The organism is Parabacteroides sp. ASF519 (genome assembly GCF_000364265.2).
Lineage (GTDB): Bacteria > Bacteroidota > Bacteroidia > Bacteroidales > Tannerellaceae > Parabacteroides > Parabacteroides goldsteinii.
This window is the reverse complement of the sequence record NZ_AQFV02000006.1, coordinates 4,113,626-4,132,157: the sequence shown is the minus strand read 5'-3', so window position 1 is coordinate 4,132,157 and position 18,532 is coordinate 4,113,626. Positions and strand designations below refer to the sequence as shown.

General features: G+C 42.9%; 14 protein-coding genes. 9 read left to right on the top strand and 5 right to left on the bottom strand.

The features are described from left to right. Window positions 1-15: 15 nt before the first annotated feature. Both C825_RS16240 and C825_RS16235 read right to left on the bottom strand, forming a co-directional pair. Window positions 16-753: an epoxyqueuosine reductase gene (locus C825_RS16240; protein ID WP_010803240.1), complete on the bottom strand. Its 738-nt coding sequence runs from the start codon at window positions 751-753 to the stop codon at window positions 16-18. Beyond that, complete coding sequence (locus tag C825_RS16235; RefSeq protein ID WP_044214636.1) at window positions 741-1,877, bottom strand: GyrI-like domain-containing protein; 1,137 nt, start codon at window positions 1,875-1,877, stop codon at window positions 741-743. Before C825_RS16235 ends, C825_RS16240 begins: the two co-directional genes overlap by 13 nt. 254 nt (window positions 1,878-2,131) lie before the next feature. On the opposite strand from C825_RS16235, the gene C825_RS16230 reads away from it, so the two are divergent. Continuing rightward, the gene (locus tag C825_RS16230; RefSeq protein WP_010803238.1) at window positions 2,132-4,504 is read left to right on the top strand and encodes an outer membrane beta-barrel family protein; all 2,373 of its coding nucleotides are present in this window, start codon (window positions 2,132-2,134) and stop codon (window positions 4,502-4,504) included. 72 nt (window positions 4,505-4,576) lie between these two features. On the opposite strand, the gene C825_RS16225 is transcribed toward C825_RS16230, so the two are convergent. Then, window positions 4,577-6,217, bottom strand: coding sequence for a beta-N-acetylhexosaminidase (locus tag C825_RS16225; protein ID WP_010803237.1), 1,641 nt, complete (start codon window positions 6,215-6,217; stop codon window positions 4,577-4,579). A 566-nt stretch (window positions 6,218-6,783) separates the two neighbouring features. Here C825_RS16225 and C825_RS16220 point away from each other — a divergent pair. Further along, window positions 6,784-8,109: a PhoH family protein gene (locus C825_RS16220; protein WP_007656311.1), complete on the top strand. Its 1,326-nt coding sequence runs from the start codon at window positions 6,784-6,786 to the stop codon at window positions 8,107-8,109. Between the two features lie 77 nt (window positions 8,110-8,186). Here the strand turns inward: C825_RS16220 and C825_RS16215 are convergent, their stop codons facing one another. Then, window positions 8,187-9,296: a family 20 glycosylhydrolase gene (locus tag C825_RS16215; protein ID WP_010803236.1), complete on the bottom strand. Its 1,110-nt coding sequence runs from the start codon at window positions 9,294-9,296 to the stop codon at window positions 8,187-8,189. A 350-nt stretch (window positions 9,297-9,646) separates the two neighbouring features. Here C825_RS16215 and C825_RS16210 point away from each other — a divergent pair, with 350 nt between their 5' ends. Next, on the top strand, window positions 9,647-10,591 hold the full coding sequence (locus tag C825_RS16210; protein ID WP_228100097.1) for a hypothetical protein: 945 nt from the start codon (window positions 9,647-9,649) through the stop codon (window positions 10,589-10,591). 144 nt (window positions 10,592-10,735) lie between these two features. Here C825_RS16210 and C825_RS16205 read toward each other — a convergent pair whose 3' ends face one another. Then, window positions 10,736-11,239: a GNAT family N-acetyltransferase gene (locus C825_RS16205; protein WP_010803235.1), complete on the bottom strand. Its 504-nt coding sequence runs from the start codon at window positions 11,237-11,239 to the stop codon at window positions 10,736-10,738. 157 nt (window positions 11,240-11,396) lie between these two features. Here C825_RS16205 and C825_RS16200 point away from each other — a divergent pair, with 157 nt between their 5' ends. The 6 genes from C825_RS16200 (at window position 11,397) to C825_RS16175 (ending at window position 18,482) form a co-directional block, all read left to right on the top strand. After that, window positions 11,397-11,987 (top strand): hypothetical protein, encoded by a 591-nt coding sequence (locus tag C825_RS16200; protein WP_007656315.1) that lies wholly within the window; start codon window positions 11,397-11,399, stop codon window positions 11,985-11,987. Window position 11,988: 1 nt separating this feature from the next. Continuing rightward, window positions 11,989-12,858 (top strand): DUF2764 domain-containing protein, encoded by an 870-nt coding sequence (locus C825_RS16195; protein ID WP_010803234.1) that lies wholly within the window; start codon window positions 11,989-11,991, stop codon window positions 12,856-12,858. 2 nt (window positions 12,859-12,860) lie between these two features. Next, entirely contained in the window at window positions 12,861-14,618 is a 1,758-nt protein-coding gene (locus tag C825_RS16190; protein ID WP_007656317.1) for a V-type ATP synthase subunit A, read from the top strand. 8 nt (window positions 14,619-14,626) lie between these two features. Beyond that, on the top strand, window positions 14,627-15,946 hold the full coding sequence (locus C825_RS16185) for a V-type ATP synthase subunit B (RefSeq protein WP_007656318.1): 1,320 nt from the start codon (window positions 14,627-14,629) through the stop codon (window positions 15,944-15,946). Between the two features lie 92 nt (window positions 15,947-16,038). Beyond that, window positions 16,039-16,665, top strand: a complete 627-nt coding sequence (locus C825_RS16180) for a V-type ATP synthase subunit D (protein WP_007656319.1) — start codon at window positions 16,039-16,041, stop codon at window positions 16,663-16,665. Next, entirely contained in the window at window positions 16,662-18,482 is a 1,821-nt protein-coding gene (locus C825_RS16175; RefSeq protein ID WP_007656320.1) for a V-type ATP synthase subunit I, read from the top strand. The genes C825_RS16180 and C825_RS16175 overlap by 4 nt, the downstream gene beginning before the upstream one ends. The last annotated feature ends 50 nt before the right edge of the window (window positions 18,483-18,532 follow it).

The following is an 18,532-nucleotide window of genomic DNA, read 5'->3' as shown; positions in this document are numbered from 1 at the left end:
AGCAACTTTCGGAGGTTACAATCGGTGAAAATTGTGTTGTAGGAGAGGACAGGGTTTAAATTTCCTCTTTATATATGTTTGTGTTCTGGGACAATGCACAAGGCATTTCAAACAGGTACTACATCCATGTATGTTAACGATTTCATCTCTTGAAACAGATCTACTCCAAACTTTACCTTTGAGAACTTTTCTCTCACAGATATTGACGCAGGTAATGCAATTACCGCATTTGGGAGATAGAGGTTCATGCAATTCTGTTTCCAGTGGAGCATCAGCTAAAACGGTACCGAGACATTGTGCTGCGCCATATTCAGGAGTAATTAGCAGATTGTTTTTCCCAATCCATCCTAATCCGCCAAGTAGTGCAACGGTTTTATGGGGCAATACTGATTCTTTTGTTTCATAATCGAATACGCCGTCGGCTAATAATCCCGTATCGGATTGCGATACGGCTTTATAGCCCTTCCCGGTGATGAACCTGGCCAATTCGTCTGCTATTTCTCCGGCTTTATGTTCGGTTTGCGAATATTCATCATCGTCGAAATTGTAATTATCCGCTATCCGTGCTTGTACGTAGTCGGGAATATTAAATACCGTTTTAACATATTCTGCGGTTAGCGGGAGCGCAAAAACAATGGCGGTCGGGAGTTGCCTGTTTTGCTTTTCGTCTAAATGCGATATATTGACAAAGCGTATCAGTTCTGCTCCTTGATTTTTTAATTCGTTTTCTATCTCTTGGTTTAAGTATTGCATGTCTCTTTTTTTGTAATAGGGATATAAATATCTGTTATAAGCTCCGAAGTCGGAGTTTTTTCGGGAGTGTTGATGTAAGTCTCAAAGGTGAATTGTTCCCGCAGGGTATAATCGCTTGTCGGCAACCAATCAAGGTAAATATGACGGTACACCTTATTTAATTCATGATAAAACCCTTTGAAACGAAAGATTGCATATTCTCCCGTATGAATTTCATAAACGCCAAAGCCTTTCGGCACTTCAAATGATTGCGGTAATGTTACCCCAATCATAAAACGGTTTTGTTCTTCCGGCGTGATATACGGATAATCGAGAGTCAAACTCACATATTTACATCCTTTTGAAGATAATTCATATTTCTCGGAAAATTGTAGCAACTGCTTCCACAAAACAGAGAAACTATGGATGACATTATTTGTTCTTTCCAATTTCAAGTATGCGATTCGGATACCTGGTATTTTTTCAATACTTGGTTCAATTCGTATCGGATTCTTCCTCTCGGGATTGACGTTTGAATGCTTTTTACGAAATTCTGGAATGGAACAATTAAAATAACTCTTGAATGCCCTCGAAAATGTGTGCTTGTTCTGATAATTGATTTGATCGAGAAGCTTCGGGACACTTACGTCAGTTGTTATTAGCTTAAATGCAATGTACTCTAATCTCAGTCGTTGAATGTATATTCCAATATTTTCGCCACAAACAGCCTTGAAAAGCCTGCGAAAATAATATTTGGAGATACCTGCAACATGGGATAGTTTGTCGGAATCAAGGTCGTCAAACAAATGACGGTTGATATACTCCTGAACTCTTATAATCAAATTATATTGCACATGAGCCGTATTGATTTTTTGTTTCCATCTCTTGATATTCGGAAGTCGTTTGGACATTTCCGCTCTTAACTCTTCCGACGTGAGATTAACTCCTGTCTCTTTATAATATTCTTCGGGGAAAAGCCCCCAAAGATAAATGAGATAATCCATTGAGAAATCATAGAGTTTAACCCCGTTATGCAAACAATAGTCGCAATATTCCACATTTTGGTTTGCCTCAAGATTTGTATAATCTATATCTAAAGGTATTCCACATGTCTGGCAATATTTTGTTTTAGCATTGATTTTCATAAATATCTTATTATTCAGGTACAAAGTTAACCAATAGATTGTACTAAAGGTTACCATAAATAGCCTTCTTTTAAAAGAAAACAGGGAATACCTTAATAATTATAGATTAGTCTGTTGCCTGTGTTATTATCTGATTTTTCTTTGTTAGGATAGCGGGCGATAAGACTAAATAACACTTCATAAGCCAACGATAACATAGTTTCTTGACATAACCTCTTTTCTTTGCAGTATAGGAACTGATAAAGCAAACGGATATGAAAAGAATATTTTACTATGTGATACTTATCCTGATTGGTGGTAACGGGATGATGATGGCTCAGAATGGTTTGATCCATGGGAGAGTGACGGATATGGAGAATAATCCGGTTGACGGCGTAGCCGTTGTTCTCCAGACATTGGATTCGGTTTATGTGGATGCGGTGGTAACGGACAGTCTGGGTAGTTTTAATCTGGACCATGTGGCGGAACAGACATGCCGGCTTTTATTCCAACATCTATTATATGAACCATTCCAGTTGGAGATATCCGGGGAAGATGTCGGAACTGTCCGGCTGACTTCTAAAAACTATGAGCTGGATGGCGTGGTTGTTAAGGCGGAGCGTCCGCAGGTGAAAGTAGAGAACGGGGCTTTGAAATATGATGTTCCCCAATTGATGAAAGATAAATCGGTCAGTAATGCCTTTGAAGTTGTAAAACAATTGCCGGGTATTATCGGCGGCTCGGATGAGATACAGTTATTGGGAGCCGGTTCCCCGCAAATCATTCTGAACGGGCAGTTGACAACTATGTCGGTAGACCAGTTGATAACCATGCTGAAAAGTATCCCTTCTTCACGGGTGAAAAATGTAGAAGTGATGTACAACGCTCCCGCTAAATATAATATCAGAGGCGCGGTAATCAATGTGATTCTGGACAAGGGGACAACTGGCAGCACAGCCTTACAGGGAGAAGTAGGCGTCGATTATCTCCAAAAGCATTATGCTTCGGGCAAGGCACATGCCAATTTGTTGTATTCGACTCCTGACCTGACCGTAGACTTTCTGGTGAATGGTAATAAAGGACGTTATTTCGAGGGGGAAGATATTATGGCAAGGCATACCCTGGAAACAGGAGTGACGGAAATCCATCAATTCGGACGAGGAAACGGTTATATAAACAGCGGAGATATCCGATTGGGACTGGACTATAAATTCAAAAATGAAGATAAGTTGTCGGCAGCCTATTCCTTAGGAGGCAATAGGGTGAAAAAGAACCGGACAGCCAATACCTCCTTTTCTACACCCGAAAAATCTGTTTCGGAAGAAGAGCGTTTCAGTCGGACTACCGGAGAAGATAAGATTACTCTGCACAATATCCGCTTGCAGTATGACGGTCATAGCGGTGTTACAGCCGGAATGGATTTTACCAACTACCATTCGCCTTCTTTCCAGAATTTCCTGGAGAATCGTAGTGAGGAAACACTGACTGATATGCAGAACAATTCCAAACAGGATATTTCACAATGGGCGTTATTTGCCAACCATACACACACTTTTGCCACCGGGTGGACACTGAATTACGGTGTCCACGGTGGTTACACTTCCTCAAAGACCTATATCGATTATCTGTATAATAAAGGGGATGGTTACGAACCGGACCCGGATTTACTGGAGAACAATTTGCAGAAAGAATATACAGCCAATGTCTTTGCCGAAGTATCCAAAAATTTCGGAGAACATTTCTCGGCAACAGCTTCTTTGAAAGGAGAATATTTTAAATCGGACTATACTTCCAACGGCAAGAAATCGACACTTTGGAATGATTGGACCTTCTTCCCGAATGCCTCGTTGAGTTATCTGTTTACACCGCAGCATATTTTGCAGCTGAACGTGAACAGCAATAAAACATATCCGTCTTATTGGGAGATTACACCGCAGGCTACACCCATAAACTCTTATTCCGTAGTAATGGGTAATCCGGCTTTGAAGCCTTACCGTTCCTATCAGGGACAGTTGCTTTATATCCTGAAACAAAAATATACTTTCATGGTTTTTGCCCAGTATGAACCGGATTATTTTGCCCAGTTACCTTATCAGAGTTCAACGGAACTGAAGAATGTGTTCCGTTACGAGAATATGGATTATAATCTGGTTGCAGGAGTAGGAGCTGTTATCCCGTTTCGCATCGGTGAATTTATGAACAGCCAGTTTACGGCACAGGGCATTCGGATGCAACAGAAGCTGGATCATTTTAATGATATTTCTTTTGATAATAGTAAATACCTGGGGCAATTATTTCTGAATAATACATTTACTTTATCAAAATCACGTCCGAATCTGAAACTGGATTTGAACGGTTATTATATCACCGGAGCCGTGCAGGGAATCTACGATTTGGGTTCTGTCTATAATGTTTCAGCCGGTTTGAAATGGCAGTTTGCCAATGACAAGGCAACGGTTCTTCTGAAATGTGACAATATCTTCCGGAGCAATCTTCCTAATAAAATCGAAATTAATCAGGCAAACCAATACAGCCGCCTGACTAAGATTGACGATACTCGTTGCCTGACTGTTTCCTTCATCTGGAAATTCGGGGGGTATAAGAGTAAAGAGCATGATAAGGTAGATACTTCCAGGTTTGGAAAATGATATTTAAGGAAATACAGATTAAAAAAATAAAAAGCGTAGGCCAAAATCAATAACCGGCCTACGCTTTTTGTTTTATCTCGGAACGATCTCGAACGGAACCCTGACAAATACGCCATGTTTCATCAAATTCATCAGATTCGGATACATTCGTTCCTTAAAGGAATCCCAGCTCCGGTGTTCCATCTGTGTCCATCCGGCTTCGGCCAAAGCAAGGCCGCGTGGATAGGTCATATAAGTCACACGGTTAATATCCTGCATCGCTTCTCCCCATAATGTGCCGGTGATGCCTAAAATATGCGCCTGTTGTGCGGCAGGAAGTCCGTATCCGGGGTCGAAGCGGTAACAGGTTTCCAGCGTGGTGACAGGCATTCCCCAGTTCTTAAACTCTGGAAGGTCGCCTTTTAGTTGCGGGTAGTCCAGATAAGTATATTCACCCGGGGCCATGATTAACGGATTACCATGTTTTGCAGTTAGTTCGATACATTTGGGAGTTAATCCGGCACGCCAGGTGATCAGTGTGGCGTCTTTGGGATAATCGAACAGGTATTCATTGGCCGGCATACGGACATTATCCAGCTCGCACCATAACATCGGTTCTTTTCCGTATTTGCGGACAGAGGCCAGTATTTTATCGAAGAAATAATTCATTAACTGCGATTCTTTGGTGTAACCCAGTTGTTTCATTAAATCCTGGCAGTGAGTGCATTTGGTCCAGTTCTTTTCGATAACAGCTTCGTCTCCTCCTAAATGGATTTTGGAGGAAGGGAATATATCGGCTATTTCTTTGATGATATCGTCATAAACGGTATATACTTTGTCATTATTGGCACAAAGCATCAGGTCGACTGTTTGCCCCATTATTTTCTGAATCGTATCGGTGTGTGTACATCCCAGTTCCGGATAAGTAGCCAAAACTGCCACCGTGTGACCGGGGATATCCAGTTCGGGAATGATTTCTACGTTTCTGTCGGCAGCATATTTGATAAGGTCTTTCAGCTGTTCCTGTGTATAGAAACCGTTGTCGGGCCCGTTGGAGCCGGTTTTCGGATTGCGGAATGCCCCGATCTCTGTTAGTCTGGGGTGTTTTTTGATTTCAACACGCCATCCCTGATCGTCAGTCAGATGTAACTGCAAAACATTGTATTTGTATTTTGCCATCTGATTGATATAGAATTTTACATCTTCTACAGGAAGAAAATGGCGGGCAGGGTCAAGCATCAATGCCCGGTAACCATAGCGGGGTTCGTCGTCGATACGGATAGGAGCAATTTGATTGTTCGCTGTGTTGCATACATCTCCCAGCAATATCTGATCCAGTGTTTTCAGTCCGTAGAAGAGGGCGGCATGGCTGCTTCCTTTGATCGATAGTTTCTTTTCTGAAATATCCAGCATGTAGTGTTCTTTCCCTTTTATTGAAGGGTCGAGCTCTATCTCGATAACAGAATTGCCGGATGTGGAAGGAGCACCGATATCGGCAACCTGTCCGGTTCGTTCGCCCAGAATACGCTGTAGTTCAAATAAACAAAATGCTTGTTTGGGCAGATTGGTTTTAATGGTTGTCCGGGGAGTAAGGACGAAATTCTTTTTACCTGTCATCTGTTCGATTCGATTAGGCAGAGGCAATAAAGCCGAAGTATTGCTCTGTCCGAAAGAAAGTGTCGCCGCTAATAGCAGTAATGACGTAATTTTGAGTTTCTTAGTATTAAAAATCATACATCTTAGGTTATTTTGTTATTAAAAAATCAGATCTTCGGTACAAAGATACATAACGAGATTAATTATCCCGGTATCTTATGAACTTTTCGTTATCAATGAATACGATACAAAGATAGGCAAGCTTATTTTATAAAAGAACTCAATGGCTCCCAACGGGACTCAACGGGCACATACGGGAACTTTTTTCTTTTATTCAAAAAAACAATTGTTTTCAGTTACAAATACAACTGTTTTTGAATGCAAATACAATTGTTTTTGTGTTTGAATACAATTGTTTTTTCAGAGCCGGAAGGTTGCAAAAAAATAAAATCCTTTTTATTTATTCTTATATATAATGTAGGGAATTGACAGCCTTCAGGCAGGATGTGGTGTAAGGTGTTGAATATGAGTGTGTAAGACGTGACAGCCTTCAGGCATTTTGTTTAACTCCTGATTTTTAACCGGTTATGAAATTCGCACAAAACTAGAATAAATTGGTCCGGCGCATTTATTTTCCGTTTTAAACCAAACAAGTTCCAAAAATGTTTTTAACTTAGAAGCGATAATCTTTAAATCGAAAGATCATGGGAGCAAAGAAGAATTTTGTATTGGATACCAACGTTATCTTGCATGACTACAAGTGTATCGAAAATTTTCAGGAGAATGATATCTATCTTCCTATCGTCGTGTTGGAAGAATTGGATAAATTTAAAAAGGGGAGCGACCAGATTAATTATAATGCCCGTGAATTTGTGCGCGAGCTGGATCTGATGACCAGTAACGATCTCTTTTTGAAAGGTGCCTCGTTGGGACCGGGGTTGGGAACATTACATGTCGTAACAGGTGACAAATACCAGGAAAAGATAGCTTTGTCTTTCCCGGACAGGACGCCTGACCACCGTATCTTATCTTGCACGCTTTCCGTTGCAGAAAAGACACCTAAGATGCAGACTATCCTGGTTACGAAGGATGTCAACCTGCGTATGAAAGCCCGTGCATTGGGTATTCAGGTGGAAGACTACATCACGGATAAGGTAATCAATGTCGATATCTTTGAACGTGCTCAGGATACCTACGAAAATATAGATCCTGATCTGATCGATAAGATCTATTCAACCCCTGACGGACTGGATGCGGATTTGTTTGAATTCAAATCTAAACTCGAACCGAACGAATGCTTTATATTGAAGAGTATACGGGCTTCTGTTTTAGCTCGTTATAATCCGTTTACGGGAAAGATAAAGAAGGTGGAAAAGAGTTCTAATTATGGTATTCAACCCCGTAATGCGGAACAAAGTTTTGCTTTTGAAATTTTGAATGATCCGGACGTGAAACTGGTTGGACTGACGGGTAAAGCCGGGACAGGTAAGACCTTGCTGGCACTGGCTGCCGCACTTAAACAAGCCGGACTTTATAAGCAAATCCTGCTGGCTCGTCCGATTGTGGCGTTGGCAAATAAGGATATCGGATTCCTGCCGGGAGACGAAAAACAGAAAGTAGCTCCTTATATGCAGCCTCTGTTCGATAATCTGAACGTGATAAAGAACCAGTTCGCTCCCGGAAGCCAGGATGTCCGTAAAATAGATGATTTACAAAAGAATAATCAGTTGGTCATCGAGGCATTGGCCTTTATTCGCGGACGTAGTTTGTCGGAAACTTTCTGTATCATTGATGAAGCCCAGAATCTGACTCCACATGAGATCAAGACGATCATCACCCGTGCCGGAGAAGGAACAAAGATGGTATTTACAGGTGATATCCAGCAGATCGACTCGCCGTATCTGGATGCCCAAAGTAATGGTTTGGCCTATATGGTCGACAAGATGAAAGGGCAGGAGTTGTTTGCCCATATCAACCTGATCAAGGGTGAACGAAGCCAGTTGTCTGAGTTGGCTTCGGATCTGTTATAAGAGTATTATAAAATAAAAATATCCGTGTATGTGAGAATGCTCAGTACACGGATATTTATTTTCTAAGAGAATTTCTTTTATTGGCTCATCGACTTATAGGCGCTAATCAGTTTTTTGATAGTGACCACATCCGATACCTCCTGATGCTCACTTTCCGGTTTGTAATAGTTTTCCAGAAAACCGTCGGCACCTGACCATACTGTCTCAATAATACCCTGGAAACGGTTGCTCATTTGAGAACCGGATTGCTGGCGGAAACGTTTCATATCATCCAATTGTTTGAGGGCAACTTCCGGTTTTCGCCAGGGACAAGTGGCGACGTCAAATCCTTTCATGGCAAAATAGACAGCCGTTTGTTCCGGACGTTCGTAATGCCAGTCGCAAATGAAAACTTCTTTCGGGATAAGGTCGATGGCACGATACGTATTGTTCATACTAGCTTCCCAGGCACCGATACCGGTTGTTTTGCCATCTATCAGGCGATCGCCCCATATCATTAACCGTTTTCCCTGTTGAGTTAAGTGATTTTGTATTTTGGTTACCTCTCCGGCATATAATTCTGCTTTATCGCGTCCGCTGCAACGAGGACATTTATCATCTCCGATATAGAAAACTTCATCCATACCGGCATGAAACAGATCGGTTTCAAATGCGTCCGTCAGTTCGTCGACCAAAGCGAATACAACTTTATGTACATCGGGGTGAAGAGGGCAGTAACTTTTGCAATATAAACCGTCCGGGTTAGGCCATCCGGTATAGTGTTTCGTATCTACATGCGGTGTTTCATCAAATTCCGGATATTCGCGGAGCAGGGCATAAGTTGTTTCTGCCCATGACTGATGACCGAGCAGGTTTATCTGCGGTGCTATCCGTATGTTATGTTTCCGGCAGGTGGCAACGATTCGTTTTACATCCTGAAGGGTAAGCGGATTGGGATCACGCAGTTCCGGATGAGACTCGTAAGCATAATTCCAGTCAACCCGGAGAATGAGCAGGTTGAAATGTCCGGGAGCAAGTTCTTCTTCGATAAACTTCAGGAAAACATCCATTTTCTGCACAGACGGGGCTGCTATTGCCAATCCTCTGACAGGAAGGATACTGTCCAGCCTGTTTACATTTGTTTGTGCAAAAATGCCGTTAGTTGTTATACAAATCAAAAGGCATGCGATCGTGATGAAGTGTTTCATGGAATTCAAGTATTAAATTGTAATGTAAATATGGTTTGTAACTAATTATAATTTAGCATATTCCAAAGATAACTATTTTGAATTTAACACACAATTATTCTTCTTGAAAAAAGATAGGACTTTTGATTTTAAAAGTCCCTTATTTTAAAGTTAAAGGTCCTGTCTTAACATTTGTAAAGTCCTATGCTTTTTTTCAGGAAGTTATTTTTTCATTTTCCAATGCTTTTGAAGTGTAAAAACATAACAGATAAGGATGAAAATTTATCTTTTTTTACCTACTTTTGTCTGTTAATCATTAACGCATGCGCATCGGTCGCATTCTATTCACTAGTATACAAAAAGATAATTCCATGAAACCTACCAGGAACCGTATATTCTGCCCACAATGTAAACGCCCCAAAATGTTGTTTGAGAGCCAGAAGAAGGCTGACAACTTTATTGAGTTCAACAAATCTGAAATTGAAGAAAACAATCGTTATGCCCCATGCCGGAGTTATTATTGCCCGTTTTGTGCAGGGTGGCATGTGACGCATCACCAGAACTTTGACGAATCGAGAATAGAAGATATCGATACAGTCATTGAAAATTATAAGAACTGTAGTGCTGTGAAACTAATTCTGCCCACTACGGAACAAAATGTGGAAGATATACTTGACGAAGTAAAAAAAGTGATGAAAGAAGGTGATTATGAGGCGTGTGGCAGGTTGCTTCGTTGTGTGAAAAATCTGATTGAAACATTCAAGAATAAAGGAAAACCTACCAATAGGCAGATCAATATTATAGAACGGTATGTAAGATACGACATGAAGGTGAATGTTCATTTGGGAATATTTGATGTTGAAGACGATGATTTAGTTATCAGCAGGGCTAACAGACTGATCGATGAACTTCATAGAGCATTGAAAACGAATGAGACGAAGGATATTGAAAATACTTTGGCTTTATGTCAGAAGGTATATGATGATCATATTGGTGAACCTGAACGGATTAAACATCTGGGAGATGAGCTGCGTATCGTTCATACTATATTGGCTTGCCGGAAAGGTGTGGAAGCCGTAATGGAGTTAAAGGAAATAGATACCCGGGTGCTGATCAGATTTTTACAAGATAAATTTAAGGAATTGGAACTCAACTATACTTATCAGGAATATTCGTACTGTGCGATGACGGTGCAGACATTGTTTAAATTATATCAATTGATAGCGGACAGTAAAAAATATCCTGATAAAATAGAGAGTATCCGTATGGAACTGTACCAATGGGTTGAAAAATTACATCAGACTTTAAAACAATAAAATGATTCTTCGTAAAGCATGTGAAAGTTTACTTACTAAGTAAGTTCCGATCTACTTATCGAGTAAGCTTCCGTCTACTTAGTAAGTAACCCTAGGGTTTACTTATCGAGTAGGTTGAAGGGTACTTATTAAGTAGGTTTTTCTTTAGTTTGTCACTTCCATCCGCATAATATAATCATTCATATAATAACCGTTCCCAATATGAAAATCGCGTGTCGCATGTTCATGGAATCCCATATGTTTATAGAAACCGACAGCCGGATTCTCGCGGTTCACATTCAGTTCGACGGTAAACGGTCCCGGATGGATCGTCTTCAGGTAAGCAACTCCCTGTTCGATGATAAAACGTCCGATGCCAGAACCATGCAAAGAAGGAAGCGAATAGATTTTTTGGAACTCATACAAGTCTTTCTCAACTGTTTCGATAGACAGGTATCCGGAAGGTTCTCCGTCCTTGTAAATGATAAAGAACTCGTGATGAAGTTCATTCATCTGGTTAAGAATACTTTCCGGGGCATACATCATCTCAAACATATAGTCGAGTTGCTCACGGGAGAGGATAGAACCATAAGTCGGCTCCCATATTTGGGATGCCAAGTTTCTGATTAGCAGACAGTCGTCTGTAGTAGCTTTTCTAATTGAGAACATATAATGCGATTTTTAGACCAACAAAATTAGAAATTAATTTATAGTGTTTCATTTTTTAGATTGATTTTGCATTTATTTCAGCATTTATTCACGAAAAATAATAACTTTGTGGGCGTTTAATATCTGAGAGAAATACAACTTAATAAATATATTTAAAATGGATACAAAGATTCAGGAACTGACCGACAAGATCTACAAAGAAGGAGTAGAGAAGGGGAACGAAGAAGCCGGACGGATCATTGCCGATGCAAATGCTCAGAAACAAGCGATTGTCAGCGAAGCGGAAGCAGAAGCAAAACGTATTGTTGCAGCGGCACAAAAACAGGCTGCCGAGCTGAAGAAAAATACAGAAGCCGAATTGAAGCTGTTCGCTACCCAGGCCGTAGAAGCGCTGAAGAGCGAAGTTGTGAACCTTATAACCGGAAAGATTACTTCCTCGAATGTAAAAGCGATCGTTTCTGATACCGCTTTCATGCAGAAAGTTATTCTGGAAATGGCTAAAGAATGGGCTAAGAAAGAAGCGATCACGATCCAGACTGCCGATGCGGACGCATTGACCAAGTATTTCGAGGCAAATGCCAAATCTTTGCTGGACGGCGGCGTAAAGATCGAGAAAGTAAGCGGAAAGAATGCCGGCTTTACGATTGTTCCTGCCGACGGTTCTTATAAAGTAAGTTTCGGGGAAGACGAATTTGTTGCATTCTTCAAAGAATTCCTGCGTCCCGGGCTGGTAGAAATGTTGTTCTGATATGAGTAAATACTACTGTCTGATTGCCGGACTCCCTAATATATCATTGGATGATAGTAAACTGACCTATTCCGTTTCTGAATTCAGAAAGGAACTGGACGGTATTCTTACGTCTTGTGATAAGAAGTTGGTAGACTTGTTTTTCCTCAAATTCGATAATAAGAACCTGCTGGCTTTCTCACAGCGGCCGGATAGCGACCCGGACGAGAAGGGAAGTATTACATACGATGAGTACAAAAGTCTGTTTGATGCTTTGAAGGATGGTGAAAAGCCGCCGAAGAACAAACGGATCCCTCCTTATTTCATCGAGTTCTTCAAACTGTATCTGGATAGCCTGAAAAAAGAGGAAAAACAGACGATCTCCTGGGAAGACCGCCTGGCAGCCCTTTATTACGACTATGCAATGAAATGTAGCAACGGTTTTATCCGTAGCTGGTTTGAACTGAACCTCAATATCAATAACATGCTGACCGCTATTACTTGCCGTAAGTATGGATTTGATAAAGCAGACTATATAGTGGGACACAACGAGGTAGCCGAAGCTATCCGTACTTCCAATGCCCGTGACTTCGGACTGGGAGATACGGTGGACTATCTGCCCGACCTGCAACGCATTGCCGAAGAACCGGACCTGATGGCCCGCGAAAAGAAAGTGGATTTGCTGAAATGGAAATGGCTGGACGATAATACGTTCTTCAAAACTTTCGATATAGAAAGTGTGTTCGCCTACTTGCTGAAGCTGGAAATGATCGAACGCTGGGTTACCTTGGATAAGGTGACGGGCGAGAAGACCTTCCGCGAAATAGTAGGAGCAATGAAGCATGGTAGTGAGAATGCGTTGGAAGAATTTAAAAGAAACAATAATAAATAATTATGGCTACGAAAGGAATTGTAAAAGGAATCGTATCCAACCTGGTGACCGTAGAGGTGGATGGGCCGGTTTCTCAAAATGAAATCTGTTACATTTCCGTAGGAGGCGTGAAGCTGATGGCGGAGGTTATTAAAGTAATAGGGAAGGATGCCTTTGTTCAGGTATTTGAAAGTACACGTGGGATGCGTGTAGGTGACGAAGCCGAGTTTGAAGGGCACATGCTTGAAGTAACATTGGGGCCGGGTATGCTGTCGCGTAACTACGACGGTTTGCAGAATGACCTGGATAAAATGGACGGCGTGTTCCTGAAACGTGGTGAATATACATTTGCACTGGATAACGATAAACTGTGGGACTTCAAACCGCTGGCGAAAGTGGGTGATCAGGTGGCCGCAGGTGACTGGTTGGGCGAAGTGGATGAAAACTTCCAGCCGCACAAGATCATGGTGCCTTTCACGTTTAAAGGAACTTATACTGTAAAGAGCCTGGTGGAAGCCGGACAATATACCATTAATCAGACGATTGCCGTTCTGACTGACGAAGATGGTAAGGATATCGATGTGAATATGATACAGCGTTGGCCGGTAAAGAGAGCCATCACTTGTTACAAAGAAAAACCGCGTCCATACAAACTGTTGGAAACAGGTGTTCGTACCATCGATACGGTAAACCCGATCGTAGAAGGCGGTACGGGATTTATCCCCGGTCCGTTCGGTACGGGTAAGACCGTGCTTCAGCACGCTATCTCCAAACAGGCCGAAGCCGATATCGTTATTATCGCTGCCTGCGGTGAACGTGCGAATGAGGTTGTGGAAATCTTTACCGAGTTCCCCGAACTGATCGACCCGCATACAGGACGTAAGCTGATGGAACGTACCATCATTATCGCCAATACTTCAAACATGCCTGTGGCTGCCCGTGAAGCATCTGTATATACCGCCATGACATTGGCAGAATATTACCGTAGCATGGGATTGAAGGTATTGTTGATGGCGGACTCTACTTCCCGTTGGGCACAGGCGTTGCGTGAGATGTCCAACCGTTTGGAAGAACTTCCCGGACCGGATGCGTTCCCGATGGACTTGTCTGCTATCGTGGCTAACTTCTATGCCCGTGCAGGTTTCGTTGAATTGAACAATGGAAAGACAGGTTCGGTAACCTTTATCGGTACGGTATCGCCCGCCGGTGGTAACCTGAAGGAACCGGTAACGGAAAATACGAAGAAGGTTGCCCGCTGTTTCTACGCTTTGGAGCAGGAACGTGCCGACCGCAAACGTTATCCGGCTGTGAACCCGATCGACAGTTATTCGAAATATCTGGAATATCCCGAATTCCAGGAATATATCGCCAAACATATCTCTCCGGAATGGATCGACAAGGTGAACGAGATCAAGACCCGTATGTTGCGTGGTAAGGAAATCGCTGAGCAGATCAACATCCTGGGTGATGACGGTGTACCGGTGGAATACCATGTTACTTTCTGGAAGTCAGAATTGATCGACTTCGTGATCCTGCAACAGGATGCTTTCGATGCGATCGATGCCGTGACACCGCTGGCTCGTCAGGAATTTATGCTGGATAAGGTGGTGAAGATCTGTCATGCGGAATTCCGTTTCGACACCTTCCTTGAAGTAATGGAATATTTCAAACAGATGATCAACGTCTTCAAACAGATGAACTATTCCGAATACGAAAGCGACCAGTTTAAGAAGTTCAACGATCAACTTGACGCCCTGCTCGCAGAGCGCATGGAAAAATAACAGAACGTATGGCAACAAAAGCATTTCAAAAAATATATACGAAGATTACCCAGATCACGAAAGCTACCTGTTCGCTGAAAGCAACGGGAGTTGGGTATGACGAGCTGGCTTCCGTAGACGGCAAGTTGGCACAGGTGGTGAAGATCATCGGCGACGAGGTTACGTTGCAGGTGTTCTCCGGTACGGAAGGTATCCGTACGAATGCCGAAGTAGTATTCATGGGCAAGGCGCCTACGCTGAAAGTAGGTGACCAGTTGGCCGGACGTTTCTTTAACGCGTATGGTGATCCGATCGACGGTGGCCCTATCCCTGAAGGAACGGAAGTGGAGATCGGCGGTCCGTCGGTAAACCCGGTGCGTCGTAAACAGCCGTCTGAACTGATCGCTACAGGTATTGCCGGTATCGACCTGAACAACACGTTGGTAACCGGTCAGAAGATACCGTTCTTCGCTGACCCTGATCAGCCTTTCAACCAGGTAATGGCAATGGTAGCCCTGCGTGCCCAATCGGATAAGATCATCCTCGGTGGTATGGGTATGACCAACGACGACTACCTGTTCTTTAAAAATACATTTAGCAACGCCGGCGCACTTGACCGTATCGTGAGCTTTATCAATACAACCGAAGACCCGTCCGTAGAACGTATCCTTATTCCGGATATGGCACTTTGTGCGGCTGAATACTTCGCTGTACAGAAGAACGAAAAGGTATTGGTACTGTTGACTGACATGACCAACTATGCGGATGCTCTGGCAATCGTATCGAACCGTATGGATCAGATTCCTTCGAAGGACTCTATGCCGGGTTCGTTGTATTCCGATTTGGCAAAGATTTACGAAAAAGCAGTACAGTTCCCTGCCGGCGGTTCTATCACTATTATTGCGGTAACAACCCTGTCGGGTGGCGATATTACGCACGCTGTGCCTGATAATACCGGTTATATCACCGAAGGTCAGTTATACCTGCGCCGCGATAGTGATGTCGGTAAGGTTATCGTCGATCCGTTCCGAAGCTTGTCACGTTTGAAACAGCTGGTAACAGGAAAGAAGACACGCGAAGACCACCCGCAGGTGATGAACGCCGCCGTTCGTCTGTATGCCGATGCTGCCAACGCAAAGACGAAGATGGAGAACGGTTTCGACCTGACAGACTACGACAACCGTACGCTTTCTTTTGCAAAGGATTATTCAGAAAAGCTATTGGCTATTGACGTTAACCTCGACACAACCGAAATGCTCGATGTGGCATGGGGTTTGTTCGGCGAATACTTCAAGCCGGCTGAAGTGAATATCAAGCAAGAGTTGGTAGACAAATACTGGAAGAAATAAGGAGGTCTTATGACCGTCCCATTCGGATGAAAATATAATTTCTTTCGAGAGAAAATAAAGTTCCGTCCGAATGGAATATAAAACGATATAATATGGCAATAAAGTTTCAATATAATAAAACCTCTCTTCAGCAACTGGAAAAGCAACTGAAGATGCGCGAGCGTTCCCTGCCTACGATCAAGAGCAAGGAAAGTGCGTTGCGTATCGAAGTGAAGCGGACCAAGGATGAAGTGACTAAATTGGAACTTCAGCTGGAACAGGAGATACAGAGCTACGAAAATATGGTGGCTTTGTGGAATGAGTTCTCTCCCGAACTGATCGCTGTAAAGGATGTGACGCTCACGACGAAGAAAATCGCCGGGGTGATCGTTCCTGTCCTCAACGAGATACAGTTCGAGATCGGACATTATAGTCTCTTTAATTCCCCTGCTTGGTTTACCGATGGTGTCGAACTGCTGAAGCAGTTGGCGCGTACCGGGATAGAAGCAGAGTTTTCGGGAATGAAGCTGGAGTTGTTGGAGCATGCCAGGAAGAAGACTACTCAAAAGGTGAACCTTTTTGAGAAGGTACAGATCCCCGGCTATAAAGATGCGATCCGGAAAGTGAAACGGTTTATGGAGGACGAAGAGAGCCTCTCCAAGTCGTCACAGAAGATCATGCGGGCTAACCAGGAGAAGCGTAAAGCGAAAGAAGAACATAAAGAGGAGGCTGGCGTATGATAGTAAAGATGAGCAAATATGCCTTTATGGTATATCATAGGGAATATGATACGTTTCTGGCACAACTGCGCGAACTGGGCGTTGTGCACGTGAAGGAAAACAAGTCTATTCTCGATAATGCGGAACTTCAGGATATTCTGGCTATACGGAAGCGTGTCAATCTGTTAATGCGTTTCTTCAAGAACCTAAATAGTCAGTTGAAAGATGTTCAGTTGGCACCTGCCCGTGAACTGGACAAGAAAGCCGGAATGAAGTTGGTACAGAAAATAGAAGGATTGCAGGATAAGAAAGTGCAGCTCCAGTCTGTTAAGGCATCTCTTGAAAAGGATATTGCCTATATGGAGATCTGGGGTGATTTCAGTTGGGCTAACTTCAATCGTTTGAAGAAGGCTGGATATGATATTACGTTCTGGACTTGTCCGACCGCTAAGTATGAACCGAAATGGGGAGACGAGTATAATGCTGTGTTGATCAATAACTTCCAGTCGGTAACTTATTTTGTTACAATAACAAAGGAAGGTACACATATCGATATAGATGCGGAGCGTCCGAAGATGCCGGACAGAGGTTTGCAAAAACTGAATGCACGTCTCGATCTGTTACAGCAGGAAATGAAAGCATTGGATGCCGAAATGAAAAAACTGGCTGCATCCGATTATAATACCCTCGACCTGTTCGATAAGAACCTGCAAAACGAGTTCAATCTGTCGAATGTATTGGTGCAGACAGACCGTCAGGCAGGGGAAAAGCTGATGTTGCTGGAAGGCTGGGTTCCGACCGAGAAAGCCCGGGCAATGGAAGAAGCGCTGGAAAAGGATAATTACTTCTATCAGGCACAGGAGATAGAAGAAGGTGACAAGGTACCTATCCTGTTGAAGAACGGTAAGTTTGCCAAGCTATACGAACCGATCACCCGGATGTTCTCTTTGCCTAACTATGGCGAGTTCGACCCGACACCATTCTTTGCCCCGTTCTTTATGCTGTTCTTCGGACTTTGTTTCGGTGACGGCGGATACGGGTTACTGGTAATGATAGCCTGTACGATCCTGAAACGGAAAGTCAATCCGGACTTCAAACCGTTCCTGAGTCTGTTCCAGTATCTCGGATTGGCGGCGCTGATCGTCGGTACGTGTACAGGTTCGTTCTTCGGTATCGCTTTAGTCGACATACCTGCTTTTGCTTCGGTAAAAGACTACTTTGTATCAAGCGATAACCTGATGACATTCTCTATCATTATCGGATTGGTGCAGATCCTGTTCGGAAAGACAATTGCTGCGCTGAAGATCATGTCTCAGAAAGGGAAGAAATATGGTATTGCACCGTTGGCATGGGTATTCATTATCCTGGCATTGTGTCTGGTATTCGGCTTGCCGATGTTGAATGTACAGTTGCCCGAAATGGTGAAAAATGTATTCCTGGTAATAGCCGGGCTTGGATTGCTGGTCGCTTTCCTTTACAATACGCCGGGCAAGAATATCTTCCTGAACTTCGGTACAGGTCTGTGGAATACTTACAATATGGCTTCCGGGCTGTTGGGTGATACTTTGTCTTATATCCGTCTGTTCGCGATCGGTCTGACCGGTGCGATCCTGGGAGGCGTATTCAATTCGTTGGCTGTGGATATGACAGAAGGTCTGAACGTAGTATTACGTGTGATTTGTATGTTGCTGATCCTTTTGGTCGGTCATGCGATCAACATCGGTCTGTGTACTATCAGTTCGCTGGTTCACCCGCTTCGTCTGATCTTCGTGGAGTATTATAAGAATGCAGAGTTCGAAGGCGGTGGTAAGGCGTACGAACCTTTTAAGAAAGCATAAACAAAACGTGATTTAAATAATAACAAAAGAATAATTAAACAAACAAATTT

What these genes read in the sequence shown, in the direction of transcription:
- C825_RS16215 (WP_010803236.1), bottom strand. Translation starts at nt 9,296, where the DNA reads ATGAAACACTTCATCACGATCGCATGCCTTTTGATTTGTATAACAACT.
- C825_RS16235 (WP_044214636.1), bottom strand. Translation starts at nt 1,877, where the DNA reads ATGAAAATCAATGCTAAAACAAAATATTGCCAGACATGTGGAATACCT.
- C825_RS16240 (WP_010803240.1), bottom strand. Translation starts at nt 753, where the DNA reads ATGCAATACTTAAACCAAGAGATAGAAAACGAATTAAAAAATCAAGGA.
- C825_RS16205 (WP_010803235.1), bottom strand. Translation starts at nt 11,239, where the DNA reads ATGTTCTCAATTAGAAAAGCTACTACAGACGACTGTCTGCTAATCAGA.
- C825_RS16195 (WP_010803234.1), top strand. Translation starts at nt 11,989, where the DNA reads ATGAGTAAATACTACTGTCTGATTGCCGGACTCCCTAATATATCATTG.
- C825_RS16185 (WP_007656318.1), top strand. Translation starts at nt 14,627, where the DNA reads ATGGCAACAAAAGCATTTCAAAAAATATATACGAAGATTACCCAGATC.
- C825_RS16175 (WP_007656320.1), top strand. Translation starts at nt 16,662, where the DNA reads ATGATAGTAAAGATGAGCAAATATGCCTTTATGGTATATCATAGGGAA.
- C825_RS16225 (WP_010803237.1), bottom strand. Translation starts at nt 6,217, where the DNA reads ATGATTTTTAATACTAAGAAACTCAAAATTACGTCATTACTGCTATTA.
- C825_RS16180 (WP_007656319.1), top strand. Translation starts at nt 16,039, where the DNA reads ATGGCAATAAAGTTTCAATATAATAAAACCTCTCTTCAGCAACTGGAA.
- C825_RS16220 (WP_007656311.1), top strand. Translation starts at nt 6,784, where the DNA reads ATGGGAGCAAAGAAGAATTTTGTATTGGATACCAACGTTATCTTGCAT.
- C825_RS16230 (WP_010803238.1), top strand. Translation starts at nt 2,132, where the DNA reads ATGAAAAGAATATTTTACTATGTGATACTTATCCTGATTGGTGGTAAC.
- C825_RS16200 (WP_007656315.1), top strand. Translation starts at nt 11,397, where the DNA reads ATGGATACAAAGATTCAGGAACTGACCGACAAGATCTACAAAGAAGGA.
- C825_RS16210 (WP_228100097.1), top strand. Translation starts at nt 9,647, where the DNA reads ATGAAACCTACCAGGAACCGTATATTCTGCCCACAATGTAAACGCCCC.
- C825_RS16190 (WP_007656317.1), top strand. Translation starts at nt 12,861, where the DNA reads ATGGCTACGAAAGGAATTGTAAAAGGAATCGTATCCAACCTGGTGACC.